The 21880-nt window shown below is 40.7% G+C and carries 13 protein-coding genes; 9 read left to right on the top strand and 4 right to left on the bottom strand.

Features of this window, described 5'->3' with window-relative positions:
• Positions 1 to 5: 5 nt before the first annotated feature.
• The gene (locus QSJ46_RS06145; RefSeq protein ID WP_285604461.1) at positions 6 to 4070 is read right to left on the bottom strand and encodes an isopeptide-forming domain-containing fimbrial protein; all 4065 of its coding nucleotides are present in this window, start codon (positions 4068 to 4070) and stop codon (positions 6 to 8) included.
• Between the two features lie 534 nt (positions 4071 to 4604).
• On the opposite strand from QSJ46_RS06145, the gene QSJ46_RS06140 reads away from it, so the two are divergent.
• The 3 genes from QSJ46_RS06140 to QSJ46_RS06130 all read left to right on the top strand — a co-directional run bounded on the left by QSJ46_RS06140 (position 4605) and on the right by QSJ46_RS06130 (position 6711).
• On the top strand, positions 4605 to 5249 hold the full coding sequence (locus QSJ46_RS06140; protein WP_041089049.1) for a YczE/YyaS/YitT family protein: 645 nt from the start codon (positions 4605 to 4607) through the stop codon (positions 5247 to 5249).
• An 84-nt stretch (positions 5250 to 5333) separates the two neighbouring features.
• On the top strand, positions 5334 to 5924 hold the full coding sequence (locus QSJ46_RS06135) for a hypothetical protein (RefSeq protein ID WP_212040584.1): 591 nt from the start codon (positions 5334 to 5336) through the stop codon (positions 5922 to 5924).
• A 94-nt stretch (positions 5925 to 6018) separates the two neighbouring features.
• On the top strand, positions 6019 to 6711 hold the full coding sequence (locus QSJ46_RS06130; RefSeq protein ID WP_285604460.1) for a 4'-phosphopantetheinyl transferase family protein: 693 nt from the start codon (positions 6019 to 6021) through the stop codon (positions 6709 to 6711).
• Here the strand turns inward: QSJ46_RS06130 and QSJ46_RS06125 are convergent.
• On the bottom strand, positions 6708 to 8045 hold the full coding sequence (locus tag QSJ46_RS06125) for an aminotransferase-like domain-containing protein (protein ID WP_285604459.1): 1338 nt from the start codon (positions 8043 to 8045) through the stop codon (positions 6708 to 6710). The two genes, QSJ46_RS06130 and QSJ46_RS06125, sit on opposite strands and share 4 nt — an antisense overlap.
• 130 nt (positions 8046 to 8175) lie before the next feature.
• Here QSJ46_RS06125 and QSJ46_RS06120 point away from each other — a divergent pair, with 130 nt between their 5' ends.
• The 6 genes from QSJ46_RS06120 (at position 8176) to QSJ46_RS06100 (ending at position 12901) form a co-directional block, all read left to right on the top strand.
• Positions 8176 to 9090 carry a DMT family transporter gene (locus QSJ46_RS06120; RefSeq protein WP_212040581.1) on the top strand — a complete coding sequence of 305 codons (915 nt, stop codon included), beginning with the start codon at positions 8176 to 8178 and terminating at the stop codon, positions 9088 to 9090.
• A gap of 275 nt (positions 9091 to 9365) precedes the next feature.
• A complete protein-coding gene (locus QSJ46_RS06115; protein WP_024427284.1) occupies positions 9366 to 9665 on the top strand; it encodes a hypothetical protein in 300 nt (99 codons plus the stop codon).
• 64 nt (positions 9666 to 9729) lie between these two features.
• Positions 9730 to 11154 carry a hypothetical protein gene (locus QSJ46_RS06110; RefSeq protein WP_285604458.1) on the top strand — a complete coding sequence of 475 codons (1425 nt, stop codon included), beginning with the start codon at positions 9730 to 9732 and terminating at the stop codon, positions 11152 to 11154.
• An 8-nt stretch (positions 11155 to 11162) separates the two neighbouring features.
• Positions 11163 to 11852 (top strand): ABC transporter ATP-binding protein, encoded by a 690-nt coding sequence (locus QSJ46_RS06105; RefSeq protein ID WP_047202719.1) that lies wholly within the window; start codon positions 11163 to 11165, stop codon positions 11850 to 11852.
• A gap of 15 nt (positions 11853 to 11867) precedes the next feature.
• Positions 11868 to 12341: a stage II sporulation protein M gene (locus QSJ46_RS19585; protein ID WP_352230645.1), complete on the top strand. Its 474-nt coding sequence runs from the start codon at positions 11868 to 11870 to the stop codon at positions 12339 to 12341.
• Between the two features lie 20 nt (positions 12342 to 12361).
• On the top strand, positions 12362 to 12901 hold the full coding sequence (locus QSJ46_RS06100; protein ID WP_075610865.1) for a hypothetical protein: 540 nt from the start codon (positions 12362 to 12364) through the stop codon (positions 12899 to 12901).
• Positions 12902 to 12931: 30 nt separating this feature from the next.
• Here the strand turns inward: QSJ46_RS06100 and QSJ46_RS06095 are convergent, their stop codons facing one another.
• Entirely contained in the window at positions 12932 to 13672 is a 741-nt protein-coding gene (locus tag QSJ46_RS06095; protein ID WP_285604457.1) for a thioesterase II family protein, read from the bottom strand.
• 6 nt (positions 13673 to 13678) lie between these two features.
• Positions 13679 to 21874 carry a non-ribosomal peptide synthetase gene (locus QSJ46_RS06090; RefSeq protein WP_285604456.1) on the bottom strand — a complete coding sequence of 2732 codons (8196 nt, stop codon included), beginning with the start codon at positions 21872 to 21874 and terminating at the stop codon, positions 13679 to 13681.
• Positions 21875 to 21880: the final 6 nt, after the last annotated feature.

Here is a 21880-nt window from a genome sequence, read left to right as displayed (position 1 = left end):
ACCGGTTATCCGTTTCTTTTTCTTCTGTTCCAGACGATAAGAGCTGCACCTATTAATACGAGTGCAAAACCTGCTAGTAAAAGGTTGTACATCGCAGTTGCAGTATTCGGAAGATGATGACCAGGTGTCTCCGTTTCTGAACTAGAAGGCGTATCTGAATTAGTAGGCGTATCTGGATTTGCTGGCACTTCTGGCTTATGCGGTGGTTCTACAGTTGTTGAGTTTTCAGGTTTGTCTGGATCGTCTACATTCTCACCACTTACGACTGCAATATTTTGAATGGTTTTCCCTTCAGATCCTTTGGCAACCTTCGCTTCAAATGTGACTGTATGCCATTTGGTATCTTTGATATCCCCAAATTGACCATTCACCGTACCTTTTGTGTAGTCTCCGTTGTCATCATCTTTTGCATCTGTGACAGCTTGATCATCTACTTTTAATGATCCTTCGACGTATTCAAGACCTTCCGGTAGTTTATCTGCGATGACTAGATCTTTGATGACACTGTCTTCTACACTATTTTTTGTTTTGATGGTGTAAAGGAGGGTGTCGCCTGCCTGTACTTGTTTTTCATCTGTATTGCCTTCTGCTTTTTGAGAGATTTCAGATGTTTTTTCTGATTCAAGCTTTGGATCTCTTGGATCAATTTTTGTTTCGGTTGTTGGCTCTTCTGGCGGCGTGTTTTCGCCTGTTACTTTCGCTGTGTTTTGAATGCTTTTACCTGATTGGCCTTTTGCGACTTTCGCTTCAAAAGTCACTGTATGCCAGTCCGTATCTTTGATATCGCCAAATTGACCGGTTACTGTGCCTTTTGTGTAATCTCCATTGTCGTCATCTTTTGCATCTGTCGCGGCTTGTCCATCTACTTTTAATGACCCTTCGACATATTCAAGACCTTCTGGCAGTTTATCTGCGATGACTAGATCTTTGATGACACTGTCTTCTACACTATTTTTTGTTTTGATGGTGTAAAGGAGCGTGTCGCCTGCCTGTACTTGTTTTTCATCTGTATTGCCTTCTGCTTTTTGAGAGATTTCAGATGTTTTTTCTGATTCAAGCTTTGGATCTCTTGGATCAATTTTTGTTTCGGTTGTTGGCTCTTCTGGCGGCGTGTTTTCGCCTGTTACTTTCGCTGTGTTTTGAATGCTTTTACCTGATTGGCCTTTTGCGACTTTCGCTTCAAAGGTCACTGTATGCCAGTCCGTATCTTTGATATCGCCAAATTGACCGGTTACTATGCCTTTTGTGTAGTCTCCGTTGTCTTCATCTTTTGCATCTGTCGCGGCTTGTCCATCCACTTTTAGTGAACCTTCGACATATTCAAGACCTTCTGGTAGTTCATCAGAAATCACGAGATTGTTGACGATGCTGTCTTCTTCAAGATTCTTTGTTTTGATCGTATAAAGAAGGGTATCGCCGACCTGTGGTGTCTTTTTATCTGTGTTGCCCTCAGCCTTTTTTTGAATGTCCGCTGATTTTTCTGATGTTAGTTTTGGGTCACGAGGGTAAATTTTTGTTTCGGTTGTTGGCTCTTCTGGCGGTGTGTTTTCGCCTGTGACGCTAGCTGTGTTTTGAATGTCTTGACCAGCCTGTCCCTTTTCAACTGTTACTTCAAACGTCACGTTGTGCCAGTCCGTATCCTTCACATCACCAAAAGATCCTGTAACCTTTCCATCTGTGTAGTCTCCGCTATCATCGTCTTTTACGTCCGTGACGGATTCTCCATCAATTTGCAGGGATCCAGTGACATACTTCAGTCCTTTTGGTAATTGGTCTGAAATGACTAAATCTTTAATCAAACTGTCTTCTATCGTATTCTTTGTTTTAATCGTATAAAGAAGGGTATCGCCTACTTCTGGATGTTTCTCATCTTTGTTACCTTCTGCTTTTTTCTGTAAAACCGCTGATTTTTCTGATTCAAGCTTTGGATCTCGCGGATAGATTTCTGTTTTTGTTGTTGGCTTATCTGGTGGTGTGTTGCCCCCTGTGACATTGGCTGTATTTTGAATGTCTTTGCCTGATTGTCCTTTTTCAACCGTCACTTCAAACGTCACCGTATGCCAATCTGTATCCTTAATGTCGCCAAATTGTCCTGAAATGGCTCCGTTTGTAAAGTCTCCGTTATCGTCATCCTTTGCGTCTGTGACTGTATCTCCATCCACCTGTAGTGAATTCGGTACATATGCCAAGCCTTCCGGCAGTTCATCTGAGATCACTAAGTTTTCAACGAGACTGTCTTCTTTCGTATTCTTTGTTTTAATTGTATAAAGAAGAGTGTCACCAACCTCTGGATGCTTCTCATCTGTGTTACCATCTGCTTTTTTCTGTAAGACAGCTGATTTTTCTGATGTTAGCTTCGGGTCACGAGGATAGATTTCTGTTTTTGTTGTCGGTTTCTCTGGTGGTGTGTTACCGCCTGTGACACTCGCTGTATTTTGAATGTCTTTGCCTGCCTGGCCTTTGTTAACCGTCACTTCGAACGTCACTGTATGCCATTTCGCATCTTTCACTTCACCGAATGTTCCAGTAACAGTTCCATCTGTTATATCGCCGTTGTCATCATCTTTTGTATCCGTGACTGGATTTCCATCTACCTGAAGTGAATTTGGTACATATGATAACCCTTGAGGTAAATTATCAGAAATGACAAGATCTTCAATGAAGCTATCTTCAACAGCATTACGGGCTTGGATGGTATAAAGCAATGTGTCGCCTACTTCTGGATGCTTCTCATCTGTGTTGCCCTCTGCTTTTTTCTGCAAGACCGCTGATTTTTCTGATTCAAGCTTAGGATCTCTAGGATAGATTTCTATGTTTGTTGTTGGATTGCCTGGTGGTGTGTTCTCCCCTTTTACATTGGCAGTATTTTTAATATCCTTGCCTGCCTGACCTTTTCCTACTGTCGCTTCAAATGTCACAGTGTGCCAATCGGTATCTTTCACGTCACCTACTTGTCCTGCAACAGTGCCGTTTGTATAATCACCTTTGTCTTGATCTTTTGCATCTGTGACACTGGCACCATCTACCTTAAGTGAGCCTGCAACATAGCTTAAACTGCTTGGAAGCTGATCTGAAATGATTAGATTTTTAAGAATGCCGTATTGTATTGTATTTTTGGCTCTAATTGTATAAAGAAGGGTATCGCCTACTTCTGGATGCTTCTCATCCGTGTTGCCCTCTGCTTTTTTCTGTAAGACAACTGATTTTTCCGATTCAAGCTCTGGCGGATATGGATCAAATTCTGGTTTTACACGTGAAGCTAGGTCGTAAGATAATGAATCACCTACAGTGCCCATATAAGTTGTACTTAATGTTTTCGCATCAAGTGTAAAAAGAGTGGAATGACCAATAGAATCATTTAATCCAGACTGTAATAGCATTTGTCCATTGGGCAAAAAGCTAATCCCCCGAACGCCTCCGTCAATCGTTTTACCATCCGCATTTTTAATTGGAATGACACGAATGACCTCTGCTGTATTAGGGTTCATTTGCGCAATGGCCCCACTGCCATTTGATGCGAACCAAAGATAACCGTCCTTATCAACGACAAGGTCTCCGCCAACACCAGACCCAATGTCATAGCCTACGATTTTTTTTGCTGTTTTTTTACCCGTAACTAAATCGTACGTTCCAAGGAAATACTCACCATTAGAAGCATAAGAATATATATATTTATCTTGATACACAACGGCATTAGTAGCACCTTCAGGTAATGAGGTTACGCTCTCTGCTTGCCCTGAAGTCGCATTTATTTTATATAGTATAGGGCTAGCGGTATTTGAAGTTGCATTTGCAGTTGCATATACAGTATTTTCTCGATCACTTACGGCAACACCATTCACTGCACCTACAGCGATTCCTTTCACCTGTACACTAGCTTTTACGTTTGTTGGGTTATTTCCATCAAGCTGCTGAAGAACCAGCGGTCTACTCCCAATAATATAAGAATCCGTATTGTTCACAACAACCGTCCCAGCGGCGTTTGTAACAGCTGGTGAGACCGTTAATAAGTTTCCAGCAATCAGCACCAATATAAGAAATAACTGACTTGTTCTTTTCAATATATTCATTTTTTGACCTCCCCTTTTTCTTGCTTTATCTCGTAATGGTATGTACCAGTTCACCTCCCACACTTTGGTAAAGAATATCAGTAACATTTCAAAAGTAACAACATGACTAAATGACTAATTTCGACAAAAATAGACCTTTAGTAACAGATACCTCTCAGCGTTTGATTTGCATATGTTTTTTCCAATAAAATGATCTTTTTTTATCGTAAACCTCCGTATTTTCCAACAGGTCTAATGACATGGTTTACATACAATCTCTTCTATCTAAAGATAATTATTCTTTAATTGGTTTAGATTATTTTTTTGTCAAAATATATTGAATTTTTTTCTTTTTCTTTTAAAAGGAGGAAATTAATGGCTTGGTTTGGTAAAAAAAACAATTCGAAAGTCTTGCTGTTTGTTTTGATGTTTTGACCTTTACGAATCAAAAAAATTCTTTTTGGAGTAAGCGATTACAATTGAGCAAAGCCATTTAAAGGGGTGTGAGAGTATGTTACGATGGAAATCGAGTGTTTAAGAAAGAAGGGAATGCTTTTGAAGCGGGAACATCTTTTACGTTGGTTTTTTTATTTTGTTGGATTGATCGTACTAGCTTTTGGACTATCGCTGACAGTGAAAGGGAAGATCCTTGGGATTGGTCCTTGGGACGCTTTCCACTACGGACTGTTTCAGCATTTTGGACTCACAATTGGACAATGGTCCATTATCATTGGTGCACTTATTGTGACACTGACTTCTATTTTCACGAAATCATTTCCAAAGATCGGCGCTTTACTGAATATGGTGCTGATTGGTGTGTTTATTGATTTCTTTAATGCGATATTACCTGCACCACATGGGTATTTACCGGCTTTATATGTATTTATTACGGGTGTTGTAGTTTCTGGATACGGTGTTGGCATTTATGTCTCAGCCAATCTTGGCGCTGGGCCAAGGGATTCATTAATGCTGCTCATCTCAGCGAAAACGGGACTGAACGTACAGTGGGTTCGAAATGGCATTGAGTTAACAGTGCTTTTATTTGCATGGATGCTCGGCGGACCGATCGGCATTGGAACGATTTTGACTGCGATCTTCACAGGTCTTGTCCTTCGTTTCTCCTTGCCGCAATCAACACGACTCCTGCAGCTGCTCATTACAAAAACAGCAGAAAAACCTGTTCAAACCCTTACTAGATGAGAACAAGCCATTCTAAGATCAGAATGGCTTTTCTTGTGTTAAAATAAAAAAACAGAATATTCACACATAGGAGGTGGAGATCTCATGCAGCTTTTCCACTATCATTACTGGACACCATTTGTTGAAGAGACAGAACAAGCGTATCGTTCGCTGGGCTTTGAAGTAAAAGGACGTTTCACAAAGGATGGTTCCTTTCATCCCCCGCTCACATGGGATGATTTTAGAGATAAGCAGCCAACCTTTCGAATCATTGAAATGAGAAAAGGTCAGATCAATATCACATTCGGATATAGTAAAAAAGTCTTGTTTGATCACATCGGCTTTCTTGTCTCAAACGAAGAATATGATCAGCTGCTTGCACAAGCTAAAGAATTAAACTGGTCTGTCCAAGAAGGAGAACGGAGAACGTTTCTTTCGACACCTCTTCGTCTAAGGCTTGAATTACAGCGGCGTACAGATGTCATTGAAACTGGAAACGATGCGCTGCTTGCTATGACAATTGCTGCTGCTGATTTGTCACAGACACCTAAAGTGGATCAGCTGCTATCACCCTTGAATCAGCCCATTCACTGGCAAAAAGGAGAACGCCTTTCCCTGCTTGATGTGGTCATGACGGATATTGATAAAATGGAGACAATTGATCCGAATGGTGTACACATTATGAAACAGACGTAAAAGCCGCGAGGCTCGCTGTCTTTTTTACGTTAATGGACCCTTTTGCACGTCACTCTCCAATGGTACAATGAATGTAAAAAATTAGAGGTTCGTTATGAAGATATTTGCTATCCAATTACAACACTTAGATGAAATCAATTCACAACAACAAATAGAGCGTTTGAAGTCCTTTGTGTCATCTGAAAAGCGTGCAGCGGCTGATCGCTTTCGTTTTTTAATCGATGCCAGAAGAACCTTGTTAGGTGAGGTGCTGGTTCGTCAAACGATTCATGATATGTACGATCTGCCTATGGATCAGATCGTTTTTGAAACTGAGGGCAATGGCAAACCTGTCGTCCGGCAGCTTCCTTCTTTTCATTTTAATCTTTCTCATTCTGGCGATTGGGTCGTTTGCGCAGTAGATGATGCACCTGTTGGCATTGATATTGAGGAAATCAAACCTATTGATCTGGCGATTGCCAAGCGATTTTTTTCAGCGGATGAGTATCAGGATTTACTCTCACAGCCGGCAGAGCGGCAGGAAGCCTATTTCTTTCATCTATGGTCAATGAAGGAGGCTTTTATCAAACTGACTGGAAAAGGATTATCCTATGGTCTTTCGTCCTTTACAGCCCGTCTTTCAGAGGATGGACAGGCTACGTTGACATTACCTGATCATGAAACGCCTTGCTTTGTTCAAACATATTCACTTGACCCTGCCTACCAAATGGCGGTATGCACACGAAAGTCTGCTGCGGCTGATAGCGTTGAGAGACTCACTTGCAGTGATGTACTGTCCCGCCTTTAATAACGTGTGATTTGCTGAAATACCGTCTTTAATAGATCGACTCCGCGTGTGATCTGCTCTTCTTTCACCTGCCAGATGTTTAGCTGAAAAATCGGGTCCTTTTGATAGGCCTGCAGGTAATGACGGTCAATTGGCTGAATGGAAACAGATGCCTTTTTCAGCTGCTGAATGAGCTGGTTCATTGGAATCGACCGGTCGACACGTACATGTGTATGGGTAGCAGGCTCCCATTCTCCCAGCTGATAAGCGCCCTGATCATTTTTTAAACTTGCTACGAGCTGCTTGGAGCGATTTCGATAGCTCGCCCGCATTCTGTCTCTATGCCGCTCAAACATCCCGCTTTTTAAATATATTTCTAAAGCTGCCTGAGACAACATGGAGCTATCGATATCAATGAGCCGTTTGTGTTCGCTAAAAGGAGTAATCAGTTCTTCAGGTAAGACGACCGCTCCTGTTCGAAGCCCTGGAAAAATGATTTTCGAAAAGCTTTTCAAATAAATAACCTTTCCTGCCTGATCGTATGAATAGATCGGGTCTCTTTTTGTGTCGAATTCTAAATCTGCTATATAATCATCCTCAACAATGTAGACATCATATTTCTCGGCAAGGGCTGCTATCGCTCTTTTTTCTTGCTTTAATAAACTCGTTCCAAGCGGGTTTTGAAATCGTGGCATCGTATAGAAAAAACGAATCTCCTCTTCTCGAAAGATACGCTCTAATTCGATCAGATCGATCCCTTTTTCCGTCCGCTGAATTCCGCGTACAGGCAATTGGTTTTTCTCTAAATATTGGAGATATAAGTGATAACCCGGCTGTTCGACTAGTATGGTTTGTTTTCCATTCGGAAAAGGGATGGTGCTTAAAATGGATAAAGCGAGCTGTATGCCAGAGGTCATGACAATCTGTTCTGGATGAGCAAACACTTGATAATCCATTAATCGCTTTGAAATGACTGGCAGCAGGGATGGTAAGCCGTTGGCTGTGCCGTAAATAAATAAGTCATTTTGATACAAATCGATTGCTTGGTTGATGCAGTGCTGAAAATCGACATATGGAAACACAACGGGATCAGGTGCAGAGGAAGCAAAATCAATCCATGTGCCATCCTGCTTGCCTGCTGGCTGCTTCGTTTTCACGACATAATAGCCGCTTCTTTCTACAGAATACAGCAGATGTTCACGCTCCAATGTGTGTAGCGCTTTGATGACAGTGCTTTTACTCACTGCATATTGAGCCGCTAAGTGGCGAATGGATGGAATTTTCATCCCAGCACTGTACTCACCAGAATCCATTTTTCCTTTTAAACTCAATACAAGCTGATCATATTTCCTCACGCCTTTTCCTCCTTGTACCGGTACAGATATCATGTTCTCTTATTGTACACGTTAGATAATCCGATTACGATAAAAGAACAGAACCGGTCAATTCATTTGAAGCATGCATGCTCATGTAAGGAGTCACGTTATGAATATTTCAAAACAAAAAGCGTATGCTGCTGCGATCGCATACGCCTCTATCATTGGTTTTTCCTTTTTGTTTGTCAAAATAGCATTAGAATCAGCAAACCCAATCGATTTATTGGCACACCGCTTTACTGTTTCTTTTGCAGCCGCTCTATTGCTGTATCCATTTTTACGAAAGAAGAATCGCATATCCATTCAATGGCGTGATCTCATTTATATCGTACCGTTTTCCTTGCTTTATCCTGTTTTGTTCTTTGCTTTTCAAGTGTGGGGATTGATGTATACATCTTCTTCAGAGGCTGGCATCATTCAAGCGACGATTCCCATTTTGACGATGCTGCTGGCAGCCTGGTTTTTAAAGGAACGTGCGACATGGATACAAGTGCTGTTTACCTTCCTTTCTGTGTGCGGTGTGATGCTTCTCTTTGTCATGAAGGGAATTGATGTCCAGCATTCTCACTTCATCGGCTATGTGCTGATTTTACTTTCAGCCTTGTCATCCAGTGCATATAGTGTGTTTGCCAGAGTAATTACAAAACGATTCCATGTGATCGAACTCACTTTTGTGATGACCTTCTTTGGCTTTGTCTTTTTCAATGCCGCTGCGCTTATCCGGCATTCGATCAATGGCTCATTGCCGGAGTTTTTCAGCCCATTTACAGAAGCGTCCTTTGTATGGTCGATGTTCTTTTTAGGTATTCTTTCCTCGCTTCTCACAGCTTATTTATCAAACTATGCACTCTCTCAGCTTGAAGCGGCAAAGGTCAGCATCTTTAACAATTTATCCGCGTTTATCACAGTCGCCGCCGGGGTTCTCATTTTACACGAAACGATTGATTGGTATCATTTCCTCGGAGGGGTGCTGGTCATTGGCGGGGTGATTGGCGGGAATGTGGTAAAGAAACAGCATTCATAAGAAAAAGCGGCCTCTTTAAAGAGAGCCGCTTTTCTTATGTCTTATTAATTGTTTAATTATATTTAGTGGTTTTATCTTGTATTTCATAGCTAGTTACTGAAGTAATGTCACTATCAATATAAACTCGAGTAATTTCACTACCTTTTCTCTTATTTCATCAAAATAATACTAAATCTTTCGTTACAGAGAAATAAAAATACAGTATAAAAAACCCATTTATTTAATATCCTTTTTTTGTATAGTATGGGTATATAAGCAAGGGAGGGGTGTTAATTATGGAATTGAGTTTAAAAAATAGATTTTTTGCAATTGTAGGCTTGAGTCTTATTTTCACTCTAACTTTAACAACTATGATTTTATTGACTCTTGAACCAGTTACACCTTTTGCAAATCTAGTAGCAAACTATCCTCAAATACCTGGCTGGGCTATAACTTCTGTTAGTGCAATTCTAAATGCAGCAGGTACAGTGGGTGCTGTTGCTGCTGTCTTAGGTACTTTTGGACTTGGTGCTATTGCTTCTCTGGTCATTAGCTATGCTAGAAAATACGGAGTGAAATACGCTATTTCTTTCTAAAAAAGATTTAATAGAGAAGGTGTAACAGCCTTCTCTATACACCTTTAAAATGGAAGTGTTGTAAATGCATAAATATTTAACATATACAAAAATCTTGTTAATCAATGATCTAAGAAGACACCAACAAAATAATGCTCTCATTTTTGTATTTTTTGCTTTCTTATACATAATAACACCACTATTACTAGGTATATTAACTCCTTTTTTCGTTAAGGATTTATCAATAATCTATTTATCACTGTTTATATTTATGTTTACAGTTAATATTGATAAAAGTTTGATGAGAATACTTTTCTCTAATGATAAAAAACAGATGGCTATTTTAAAAGTTCATCTAGATCAATATATCTTCAGCAAAGATATGAGTAAGTTTTTCAGTACTATTGTTGGTATATTATTCTTCATTTTAGGGTCTTACTTAGCAAATTTAATTATAAATGGGTATGAGGGAGCTTTTACAATAGCAGCTCTAGCCGCCACTTCTTTTATTTTAGGTTACTTACTTAGATTACATGTCTTGTTGCTACTTTCTAATCCGAAGTTTTTCTCAATTTCATCGAGTATTGGTTATATAACTACTGGCCTCATTGCACTGTGGGTTTTCACTGTATTTAGATTCAATTTATTAACAAATTCTTTATCTAGTTATTCAATATATTTTATTTTAACATTCACGTTCATTAGCTTTTTGTTATTGATGAATTGGAAGAAAAATGTTCGTAATGTACCAATTTTTAATTCCCAAAAAGAATTAAAAGAAAAACGAAAAAGAACATCTAGAGAGTTTAATCATATTTTGTTTTATGAAATTACACTTCTCATGAGAAATCCTCCTATTCAATGGTCAGTATTATTATTTATATTAACATTATCTGGGGGTTTATTTGGTCTAATTCTTTATGGTGTTAATACAAATCAACTTGAAACATTGAATATAGAAAATGATTTTTTATTTATTTTTAGTGTGATTTTTCCAATGATTATTATATCGAACGCAATACAACCATATGTCTCTTTTGATATTGATGGACCCATTCTTCCTTTAAAACAGAATCTACCTAACTTAGTGAAAAATAAAATTAAAAACAAGATTATTTTATCTATTATATTACACTTGTTTTTTTGTATTTTATATATCGTTTTTTCAAGCTTTGTATTAAAACTTGATCAGCCTTTTTACGTGATGATTACTTTAATAAACACTTGTATTCTCGTCGGTATTTGTACTGTCGGTTCTACTGTTGTATTTCCTTATTTTAATTGGGAATTTGTTTATCAAGTTCCAAGTTCTCTTAGTAAATTGACTTTAAATATTTGTTATGGTTTCATTCTAGCTTTATCAGTGATTTCCTCATATAGCACAGTATATTTTGTTTTAACAAATTCTGTTATGGCTGCTTGTTCATTCATCATTTTATTTTTAATGATTAAATTTTGGCATAGAACAATCAATAAAAACTACAAATCATTTAAAACATTATTTGAGTGAGGGATTGTATGTTATCAATTCAAGGTCTAACTAAAGAATACAAAGAGTCTAACTTTAAAGTTAAGATTCCTGAGATGCATTTCCAAGAGGGTAGAATTATCGGACTATTAGGTAAAAATGGTGCTGGAAAAACGACTATTTTAGAAATGGTTGCTGGATTGATAAATCCTGATGAAGGTCAAATATTAATAAATCATAGTAAGCAAAATTTTTCTTCTGTCGGATATATGGAAGACGATCCAACTCTATTTGAAAACTTAACCTGTTTTGAACTTGTAAAATATCAATCTATGCTTGTAGAACAACCTTTAGAAAATGAACAAATCAAGAATTTATTGAGCAAATATGGATTAGAAGAACAAATTCACCGTCGTTCCTCTGCTCTTTCAAGAGGTATGAGACAAAGAATGTCTTTTATTTTAACAATATTACATCATCCAAACATTATTTTATTAGATGAGCCATTTACAGGTCTTGATCCTACAAACATGGCTGACATGAAAAAACATTTAAGAAATTTCAGAGATGCCAACAAAATCATTTTGCTCTCCACACATATCATTCAATTTGCTGCAGACTTATGTGATGAAATCCTTTTTATTGATAATGGTAGTATCATTCACTCAGAAAAAAAATCTTCAGGAGTGACTTTTCATGAAGATCAACTCGAAAAGAAATTTTTTGAAAAATTATCTTAAAAATTTTCAGTTTTTATCATATTATTTTTAGGAGGTTTTAGTTTAAGTATTTTTGCTTCAACATTTATAGATAGTATAGATTTTAAAAACAACATTGAGATTCATAGCTATCAAGAAATTTTTTTTAATAACCTTTTTGTGTCACTCCTAATATTAATATCTGGAATTGTTAGTTTAGGTTTGTTATCTAGCATGATTATTTTTCTAAATGGTTTTTTCTTAGGTGCATTTTTTATATCGTATACATATATATATGGAATTGATATAGCATTATACTATATTATTTTCCACGCTCCGATGGAGATTGTCGGTTTGTTTCTTTTTTATTTTGTCTCTTTTGATATCTCAAGACAGATTATAGGATATATCATATCTAAAAACAAAATTTCATTTAAAACAAAAGGGAAAATCTATGCTAGTCAGCTTATAACCGGTTTTTTCTTATTATTTATTGCTTCGATGATTGAATTTTATTTTATAAAAATTTGATATTGTTAAAGGGTGCTATTATGAAAAAACACATTTTATTAGTATGTATGCTTTCTGGTATAATAGCTTTCATCCTTTCTATATTAAAAATGGATGAAATAAATAAAAATCTACTAGAGCTACAAATTGATGGGAATCAAGATGTAATTGAAGTTAGTAAGTGGATAGGTATTTCACTTGCTGTGATTGGAGAAATATTCAAGCCAATGATTGAAGTTTTATTTTTTTCATTAGTCATTTTTTTAAGTTTTATTATTTTCGGAATAAAAGATTCCTATAAAAATATTTTTAAAAAAGGGATATTAGCTTACTATTACATTTTATTAGGCAACTTGATTGTTATTATTTTATACCTATTAAAGGTATCTAATGCTGAACGCACGATTACACTTCCATTTTTATGGAACATCAACATTTTCGTTATAGTCGCATTTAGTGTGTGGTGCTATTCTCACTTAAAAGATCAAGAAAATAGAAGTTATAAATTTTACATCCCATTCGTTTTATTATTCTTATTTTCATTAGCTATATCAGCGTTTTCAAGTATTATTCCTCAGTAAAAAACGACCCTATTGATGGGTCGTTTTTTCTTAATTCTTGATCAATTGCTGCTTGGCTACAAGTTCAATCACATGTCTCATCTGCTCTGCAAATGGCTCTGGATGTGTGTTGATGTACATGTGACCTCCATCGAAATTGGTGCGTTCGATGGTTTTTGCCCATTTTAGCCAGCCGCTTGCATCCTGCATGCATTTCTCATCTTGCTTTCCATTGAATAAATAAACAGGTGTGTCGATGATCGATTGATCTGTGTGCTGAAAGGTTTCCAGCGCCCGATAGTCTGCACGCAAGGATGGTGTAAAGTAATCCATCATTGGTTTGTTTTCTAGTAATTCCTTTGGAATCCCGCCCATTTCGGCAATATGCTGTACAAATGCGTCATTGGATAAATGCGTCAGCATCTGCCGTTTTGTTTGCGGGGGCTGAATGGCTGAGATCACCACTGCTGCCGGATAGATCCCTTCTTTTTCTAGCAGCTGGGTTAGTCTGTAAACCACAAGTCCTCCCATTGAATGTCCGAACAGAATAAATGGACGGTTCAATTTGTCCGTGAGTCCTTCTTTATACAGCTCTGCCAGCCTGTCAATGCTTGATTCAAGCGGCATGAGATTAGTGCCGTGCCCTGGGGGCTCTGCTGCTGTGACTTCGGCCATGTCTTTTAGCTGTTCAAAGAGTGGACGGTATGAGGCGGAATATCCGCCGGCAAAAGGAAAACATATAAGCTGAATGAGATCTGATTTTTTTTCAAAGGTTTTAAATAACTGATTCATACGTTTTTACCCCTTTATAATCGTTTGAAGAATCCGTGCCAGTTCATCTGCCTGCGGTCTTTTCATCATGGTGACATGGTCTCCTTTGATGTGGTAATACGAGCACGACCCTTTCGTATAAGCCTCCCAGTCTGCGAACTTCTTCTGGAAATCGCTTGCGTGATCACTGCTTTGGACAATATAAAATGGCACAGGGAATGGTTCTTTTTCTAATTCAATGGCTTGTGACATGATCGTATTATGCGTTTGCATTTGCAAATATTTATCTAAATATTGATCATTCATGAATTGATGAACAACCTCATCCTTTTCTGCCTCTTTGAGTATTTTCTGCTTCACTTCCTGGAAGCTCAATCCTTGTAAAGCTTCTGGCTGGATGCCGACCAGGTTCCCCATTCCAAGGACAAGTGCGAGCATTTTCACTTCTTCTTCGTTCATATCGGCATGAAGTGCCTGATCTGCCTCATCTCTTAGCACTGGCACCGTATCTAAAATGATGAGTCCTTTCGGTGCTTTTCCTGCATGAGAGAGCCGCTGATTCATTCCGTAGGCAAGATGCCCGCCCATTGAATGCCCTGCAAGATAGTCAATGCCCGGACGGTAGAACGTTTCAATAGCTTCAACAAAAAGGGTCACAAGCTCCGTGTAATGGAGAAATTGCGGCTCTTCATCCTCATATAGGCCAGGAGACTGCAAGGCGTACACAGCACCTTGATGTGTCATGAGCTTAGCAACATCAATATAGCCCATCACCGTTCCACCAGCAGGCGGTGCAAAGAATATTCTTGGTTCGGCTGAATCGCCTTTTTTCAGCTCGATCACGTAGTCCTTCGGAGACCTTTCGACGTTCTCAGCGGCTTCTGGTACTGCGTCCAAATGTGCGGCTAATTGCGCAGGCGCAGGGTGCATGAAAATCCATTTTGGATCAACATGGACACCTTTTTCTTTTAATTTGGCGACAGCCTGAATACTCATGATGGAATCGCCGCCCAGATCAAAGAAGGAGTCATGCATACCTACTTGCTTCACACCAAGCACTTCCTTGAAAGCTGCGACAATCCGTTCCTCCGTTTCGGTGACCGGTTTGTCGTCATCATGGGAAAGGGAGATTGTTTCTGTTGGCTCTGGCAGTGCTTTTTGATCAACCTTCCCGTTCGTTGTCACCGGCATTTCATCCAGTACGACAAAGTAACTTGGAATCATATAGCCTGGCAGGCTTTCCTGCAAAAAGGCTTTCCAGCCCGGAACAGGATTTTCTCCGTTTGTCACAAGGTAGGCTGCCAGCCGTTTTGAGCTGCCATACGTTTTGGCGATGACTGTACATTCTTTGACTTGTGGATGCTTGAGCAGTGCTGTCTCAATTTCTCCGCATTCAATTCGGTAGCCTCTAATTTTCACTAGATGATCTTTTCGGCCGAGGTATTCAATGGTGCCATCTGACCGCCATGTACCAAGGTCGCCTGAACGATACAGCTTGTCTCCCTTTAGTTCAGGAAAAGGATTGTCAATAAACCGCTCCTTTGTCCGCTCTGGATCATGAAGGTAGCCTTTAGCAAGGCCAGTTCCACCGATATAAATTTCTCCTTTGACTCCTGCTGGTACTGGGTTGAGCGCATCGTCCAGTATAACAACAGTTGAGTTCGACACCGGCACACCAATTGGAACTGATTTTGCACCTGCTGGCACGTGTGTGACTTGATGTGTTGTGGCTAAGGTCGTGTTTTCTGTTGGCCCGTAAGCATTGACGAGCACACCTTCCATATGCGGCAGTGCCTTTCGTGCATGCTCACTAGACATGGCTTCCCCGCCAACGAGTAATGTGCGGTAGCCTGCCACGCTTTTTGGATCATGCTCCACCAATCGATTAAATAAAGCGGTTGGCAGACAGTTGGCTGTTACTTGATGCGTTTTGATGAACTGCGTTAATTCGTCCATATTCAGTGCTGCATATTTTGGGAGCAGAATCAGCTGACCGCCATTCAGCAGCATTCCCCATAATTCAAATGTAAAGGCATCAAAAGCATAGTTTGAGAGCTGAAGCATTTTGTCATCTGGACCGAGCTTTATATAATTTGTTTCTCTAACCAAGCGGACAACTCCTGCATGAGGAAGCATTACGCCTTTTGGTGCACCTGTTGAGCCTGATGTGTAATTAACATAGGCTATCTGGTCTTCACCTATGATCGATGATTCTCTTTGATACACTGCATTTGTTTCTGGTATTGGCTTGTCCATGACAATCTTTGTACATGTAAAGTCCACTAGACGGTCTGCAAAATGAGACTGGGTGATGATCACATCGCTTTGCGTATCACGAACGATGAGACGGATGCGTGCATCAGGATATTCAGGTGACATCGGAACATATGCAGCACCAGATTTGATGATTCCTAGTACCGAAACAATCATGTCAAAGGAACGATCAAAAAGCATCGGGACAAGGGAGCCTGGTCCAATTCCTTTTGACTGCAAGTAAGCAGCAAGCTTTGTCGCCTTCTTATCCAAGGCTTCATACGTCATATGCTCATCCATATAGGACAGGGCAATACGATGCGGATCACGCTGCACCTGTTCTTCAAACAATTCTTGAAGCGTACGCTTTGGATAAGGCGTTTCCGTTTGATTTTCCCCTATAATCATCGCCGCCTGTTCCGCTTTGTCCATTAAGCAATAATCAGAAAATGTACGCTCAGGCTGAGCCGTCATGCCGTCTAGCACATGGAGATAATAGTTCATATAACGATGGATGGTCTCTTGATCAAATAAATCCGTATTGTATTCCACATGAATCGACAGCTGCTCTTCCTGTTCAAATACATGCAGGGTGAGATCAAATTTAGATACTGTATGATGGACCATCACATGTTCACTTGTCAGCCCTTTAAGGTTTACATCAAGCGAATTGGTGACATACCCCATGGCCGCCTGAAAAATAGGTGACCGGCTTAAATCTCGATCTAACAAAAGGTCATCGACAAGCTTATCAAATGGATAATGCTGATGTTCAAACGCTTTTAATGTCATCTCTTTCACGTTTTCCAAGAGAGCGGCGAACGTATCTGCTGTTGAGACGTCCTGTCTCAGCGCAAGTGTATTCACAAACATCCCAACAAGCTGCTCTGATTGTTTGGCATCCCGGCCTGCAATTGGCGATCCAACAATGATATCTGTCTGTCCGGACAGCTTGTGAAGCAGGACGTAGTACGCAGACAGCATCGTCATGAACAGTGTCGTGCCCTGCTGCTTAGACAAAGCCTGCAAGCGGCGGATAAGCGGTTCATCCAATACGATTTGCTCTGTAGCACCGTTAAATGTTTGAACCGGCGGACGAGGACGGTCAAACGGCAGATCCAGCACTGGAAGTTCACCTTGTAACGTATTGAGCCAATAGGTTTTGTCTGCTTGATGATGCTTTAATTGTTCATTTTCCCAATGTACATAATCTGTCCATTCGATTTCTAAGGCTGGGAGCTGCGGCGTTTCATCTGCAAGCAGTGCGTCATATGCCACTTCTAATTCCTGAATGAGCAGGCTGAGTGACCATGCATCTGAAATGATGTGGTGCTGCGCGCAAAGGAGATAATACTCCTCCTTCCCCATATCTACTATCGTCCACTGCGCAAGAGGCCCTCTTTCTAAATCATAGACGCGTTCTGCCTCTTGCTGAATGAGCTGCTTCAGTCTTCTCGTTGTTGTTTTTTCATTAAATAACGAGAAATTTGCCACTGTCACAGATGGCGGAAGGTCTTCTCGAATGAGTTGGACCGGCTTGCCGCCAAGTGATTCGAATGTTGCCCGAAGTGCTTCATGCCGCTTTGTTAAAAGGCCAATCGCTTTTGTTAATGCTTGAATGTGTAATGGTCCTGTCAGCTTCCAAGCACCTAATATATTGTAATGATGGCTCTTTTCTAATGTGGATAAGAACCAAATGCGCTTCTGGGCATGTGACAGCTCATAGCTTGTTTTCTTTTCAAGCTTTGGAATTTTGGCTTCCTGAACGGCTGACGCCCCTTTGATGTCATCAATCATTTGCGCCAGATGTGCCAGATGTTTGCTTTCAAATAATATTTTTAAAGGTGCCTTCATTGAAAATTCATGATTGATCCGAGAAATGGTTTGAGTCGCTTTTAGTGAATGTCCGCCAAGGTCGAAGAATTGATCCTCTTTGTACACGCGATCCACATCTAAAATATCCTCCCATATGACGGCAAGACGCTGCTCTGTCTTCGTTTCTGGCAATTGCTTTTCAAGGCTTTGTACGTTTTTGTCATGATTCAATTTGAGAGCTTTATGATCAATAGAGCCATCTTGTTTTTTCGGTATTTCCTGTACTTGCTGAATGTCCCATTTGCCTTCTGCGATGCTCTTGATCTCTTCAACATGCACTTCTTTGCCAGGCTGAACAGTGTAAAAAAGCTTTTTTTCAAAGACCGGTATTGGAGCTGGCTGAAGATACCCGGCGATGTCTCGGTTTGCTCCGTCCAGTCCGATAAATAGATGCGCTTCATTCAGCCGAACACCTAGACATAAAGAATGGAGACCTTGCTTCTTTCCAATCAATTGAAATCCCTTGCGAACGGTGAGAGCTGCTCCGGTATGCCCCTTAGACAAACCGAGATTATCCCACATACTGAAGTTCAATGAGATCGCTCGTCTTCCTTGTTGAAAGGTGAGAGCGTGGGCGAGTCCATCTAAAAAGCTGTTGGCCGCAGAGTATGCCCCAAATGTCGTGCCGCCAAAAAAGCCATTGACCGATCCAAAAAAGACAAACGGTATTGTCGGATCATACTTAAAGGCTTCCTGCAGCACCCATGCTCCGTCTGCTTTCCCTGACATTTCTTTTGTGAAATCCTCTTCTGACGTATGAGCCAGTGTATACTTGTCCGCCTGCTGAAAATGCTCAGACACATTGCCAGCACCGGCCAAATGCAGCACACCTCGGATCGATTGTCCAAAATGCTTTTCTGCTTCATAAATCGCCTGTTCGACGTCAAATAAGTTGGTCACATCCGCTTGGACATAAATGACGTCACCAAAACCTTTTAACTGTGAGAAGGCTTCTTTCTTTTCCAAGCTGCCTTCCAGAGATGTCCGTCCAATCAAGACGAGCTTTAAGCCAAATTGGAGCATCTGCTTAGACAGCTCAAACCCAATCCCGCCAAGTCCTCCAGTCAATAAATAAAGACCTTCATATTCTAAAAACCCTTCTGTTTGAGATGCTTCCATCATATTGACTTTTTCCAGCTTTGGTACGAATCTGTCCCCATTTCGGTAAGACACCTCTGCTTTTATATGAATCGCAGACAATTCTTCCGCAATATGCTTGGCATCCTGTTCTACATTCTCCGCTTCAATATCAAGGTGAGACACCTCTGCTCCTTCCCATTCTTGCGGTATGGTTTTTAGTAGGCCTACAAGCGGCGTTTTCTCCACATGAAGATCGTCTTCAAGCTGCACAAATTGACCACCTTTTGTCACAACGACAAAACGGATGGGCTCTTTATTTGCTTGTCTCAATGCTTGATACAAGTACAAAATGGATTGATTGGTGCTGGCATGCAGCTCTTTGAAATGCGCAGGATCAACGATGTTTTCTCTGTCTGACACATTCCACAGATGGAGCATGCGCCCGGTCTTTAGTTCATCTGCTTCAAGTGCTGCAATGAGCCTGACGTAATCTCCCTTGATTCTCGGGTTTATCTGATACATCCCTTTAGACAGACGCAAAAATTCATGCCCTTTTCTCACAGAAATATATGGCTGATTCTTTTGCTCAAATTGGGCGTAAAGCGATTGATAAAGTCCTTTTTCATCTTCGAAAACGAGGACATGTTCAGCAAAAGGCTGAGTTGGACCGATATTCTCCTTAGCCCAAATGCGTTTAAAAAACCAATCTGGGAGTGTTTGTTCATTTTCAGAAGCAAGATCCAGTGCCTGTTCAATGTCACGGAAGGCTCCATCTTTTAGTGCTGCGCCTAACTGAGCACGCTGGATTTTCCCACTCTCCGTTTTCGGAAATTGATCTTTTTTCACCGGAATGATGTGATCAGGCTCTATGCCGATTTTTCGAATGATGGCCTCTCTAATCTGTTGAATCATTGTGATTTGTTCCTCTATTGAATCCCTTTGTGAGACAAAAAAGACAGCAAGCGTGTCGTTGCTTGATTCGGGATTATAAATGCCGTACGCAGCGGCAAAGGTGACTTCAACCCCGTCCACCTCTTCTACAACCGCTTCAATTTCGTAATTTAAATAGTTAGCGCCGTTGATAACAATGATGTCTTTTTCTCGACCTGTCAGAACGAGACGCCCTTCGTGAATAAAGCCTAAATCCCCCGTGTGAAACCAGCCGTTTTCCGCAAATACTTCTTGATTAGCTTCCTCATTTTGATAGTAGCCCATCATAATTGTTGGACTCTTCACCTGCAAGCGCCCAACCTGATCTTCTGGCAGCACCTCGTGATGCTCATCTACAATTCGAATCCATACAGACGGAATCGGTGTGCCGACTTCTGTAAACGTCATCTTGTTCGGGTGATCGTGCGTCACATATTCGATCTCACTTGTTAATGAATTTTGATCAATCGTCAGCTGGCCATCCTGTTCACCGTTCCGCATAAATTTCTTTGACTGAACAATGGCTGAGGATGTTTCTGACATGCCGTAAGCAGGTACCATCGCATGACGACTTAATCCGTGATGACCCATGATGTGCATGAAGCGCTGTGTGACTTTCGGGACAACTGCTTCGGCTGCATTCATGATATAAGTCAGAGTAGACAGGTCCCAGCTCCCTTTACGAATGTCCTCCTCATATTCATTCATCATGGCAAAAGCAAAGTTTGGCGCCCATGTCCTTGTCACACCGTATATTTCTACCCAATCGAGCCACACCATCGGCCGCTCGATAAATTGATCGATGGATGGACTAATCTGCTGGCAGCCAAGGTAGACGTCATGTACATGAAACATGACAATCCCACCAACATGATCAAGCGGCATCCAGTTAAGCGACACATCCTCATGTGTAAAACCGTTTACCTGCTCAAAAGCCATAATTCTAGATAAAATGCTTTGATGATGATGACGGATACACTTTGGCACACCCGTACTTCCTGAAGACAGCAGCTGCAGCACAGGCTCATCCGGCTCCGGCTCATAATGTTGTTCATCTGGTTCATACGCCAGCAATGTTTCAATTGTTAAGATAGGCATGGTCTTTGCTTCAAATGTCTCACGTAGCCCAGCAATGTCCTCAGCATTTGCTTCATTCGTAATAATGAAAGGTTCATTTTGCAGCTGAAACACGCCCTTCAGCTTATTCACCCCTTGATTGATTTCATCATAAACAGGCGGCACGGAGACCGGGGTCGGAATGATTCCTCCGAGAATACAGCCCCAGAACACCGTGATAAAATCTTGATGATCTTTCAATTGAAGTAACACTTGATCACCGTTTGTCAGTCCTGCTGCCCTTAAACCGGACAGAACCCGTTCAGCGCTTGTTAGTAATTCAGGATAGGTTTGGGTCAACGTATGCCCGTCTTCTTTCAAATAAGTCACCCCGCGGTCTGGTGACATAAAAGCTGCTCGAATCAGCACCTCTGTCAGTGTGACAGGTGCGCCTGGCTTTTTGATCACATCTCCGCCATACACAAGTGCAGGCGGCTTCTCATGTACAGTTGATTGTTTTGTCTCGCTCGCTTCATTTTTCGAAAGCGATCCGTTCCCTTGAGTACGCTGTCGATTAGAAAACAGGTCATCTAAGTGATAGGGCGTTTGTTTTTCTGACTGACTTTCAATGAAAGCGGCCGCTTCCTCTACTCCATCTATAGCTTTGGTGCGCTCTTCTATCTTTCTTAATTCCTCTTGATCTATGATTTCAATTGAAAGCAGTGCCTCTGTGTCGACTGCTCCACTTTCTGTCTTTGGCAAAGAAGGTAATAAAATGAGAACGGCTGGCACTTCATGAGGGTGAAGTGGACCTTTCATCAGGTCCTCCCTTGTCAGCGAAGGATCCTTCGCCTGTGCAAATAGCACAAGCGATAGACTGCCTTCTTGATTTTTCTTCGGAATGATGGCACATTCCTTAAGCGGAAAATGAAGCATCATGACTTGCTCTAATGCTTTAAGATCCATCCGTTTTCCGTTGATTCTGACGATATGATTTGCTGCATGTCCTTTTCGTCTACTCACTAACATCGTTCT

Source organism: Bacillus sp. YKCMOAS1 (assembly GCF_030268125.1).
Taxonomy (GTDB): Bacteria; Bacillota; Bacilli; order Bacillales; family Bacillaceae; genus Bacillus; species Bacillus safensis.
The sequence above is the reverse complement of the archived record's forward strand: the minus strand, read 5'-3'. Positions and strand labels throughout refer to the sequence as shown.

Excerpts from the sequence above, each read along its gene's own strand:
- QSJ46_RS06145 (WP_285604461.1), bottom strand. The coding sequence starts at position 4,070 with ATGAATATATTGAAAAGAACAAGTCAGTTATTTCTTATATTGGTGCTG.
- QSJ46_RS06135 (WP_212040584.1), top strand. The coding sequence starts at position 5,334 with ATGCAGCTTTTCCACTATCATTACTGGACACCATTTGTTGAAGAGACA.
- QSJ46_RS06130 (WP_285604460.1), top strand. The coding sequence starts at position 6,019 with ATGAAGATATTTGCTATCCAATTACAACACTTAGATGAAATCAATTCA.
- QSJ46_RS06120 (WP_212040581.1), top strand. The coding sequence starts at position 8,176 with ATGAATATTTCAAAACAAAAAGCGTATGCTGCTGCGATCGCATACGCC.
- QSJ46_RS06115 (WP_024427284.1), top strand. The coding sequence starts at position 9,366 with ATGGAATTGAGTTTAAAAAATAGATTTTTTGCAATTGTAGGCTTGAGT.
- QSJ46_RS06110 (WP_285604458.1), top strand. The coding sequence starts at position 9,730 with ATGCATAAATATTTAACATATACAAAAATCTTGTTAATCAATGATCTA.
- QSJ46_RS06105 (WP_047202719.1), top strand. The coding sequence starts at position 11,163 with ATGTTATCAATTCAAGGTCTAACTAAAGAATACAAAGAGTCTAACTTT.
- QSJ46_RS06100 (WP_075610865.1), top strand. The coding sequence starts at position 12,362 with ATGAAAAAACACATTTTATTAGTATGTATGCTTTCTGGTATAATAGCT.
- QSJ46_RS06095 (WP_285604457.1), bottom strand. The coding sequence starts at position 13,672 with ATGAATCAGTTATTTAAAACCTTTGAAAAAAAATCAGATCTCATTCAG.
- QSJ46_RS06090 (WP_285604456.1), bottom strand. The coding sequence starts at position 21,874 with ATGTTAGTGAGTAGACGAAAAGGACATGCAGCAAATCATATCGTCAGA.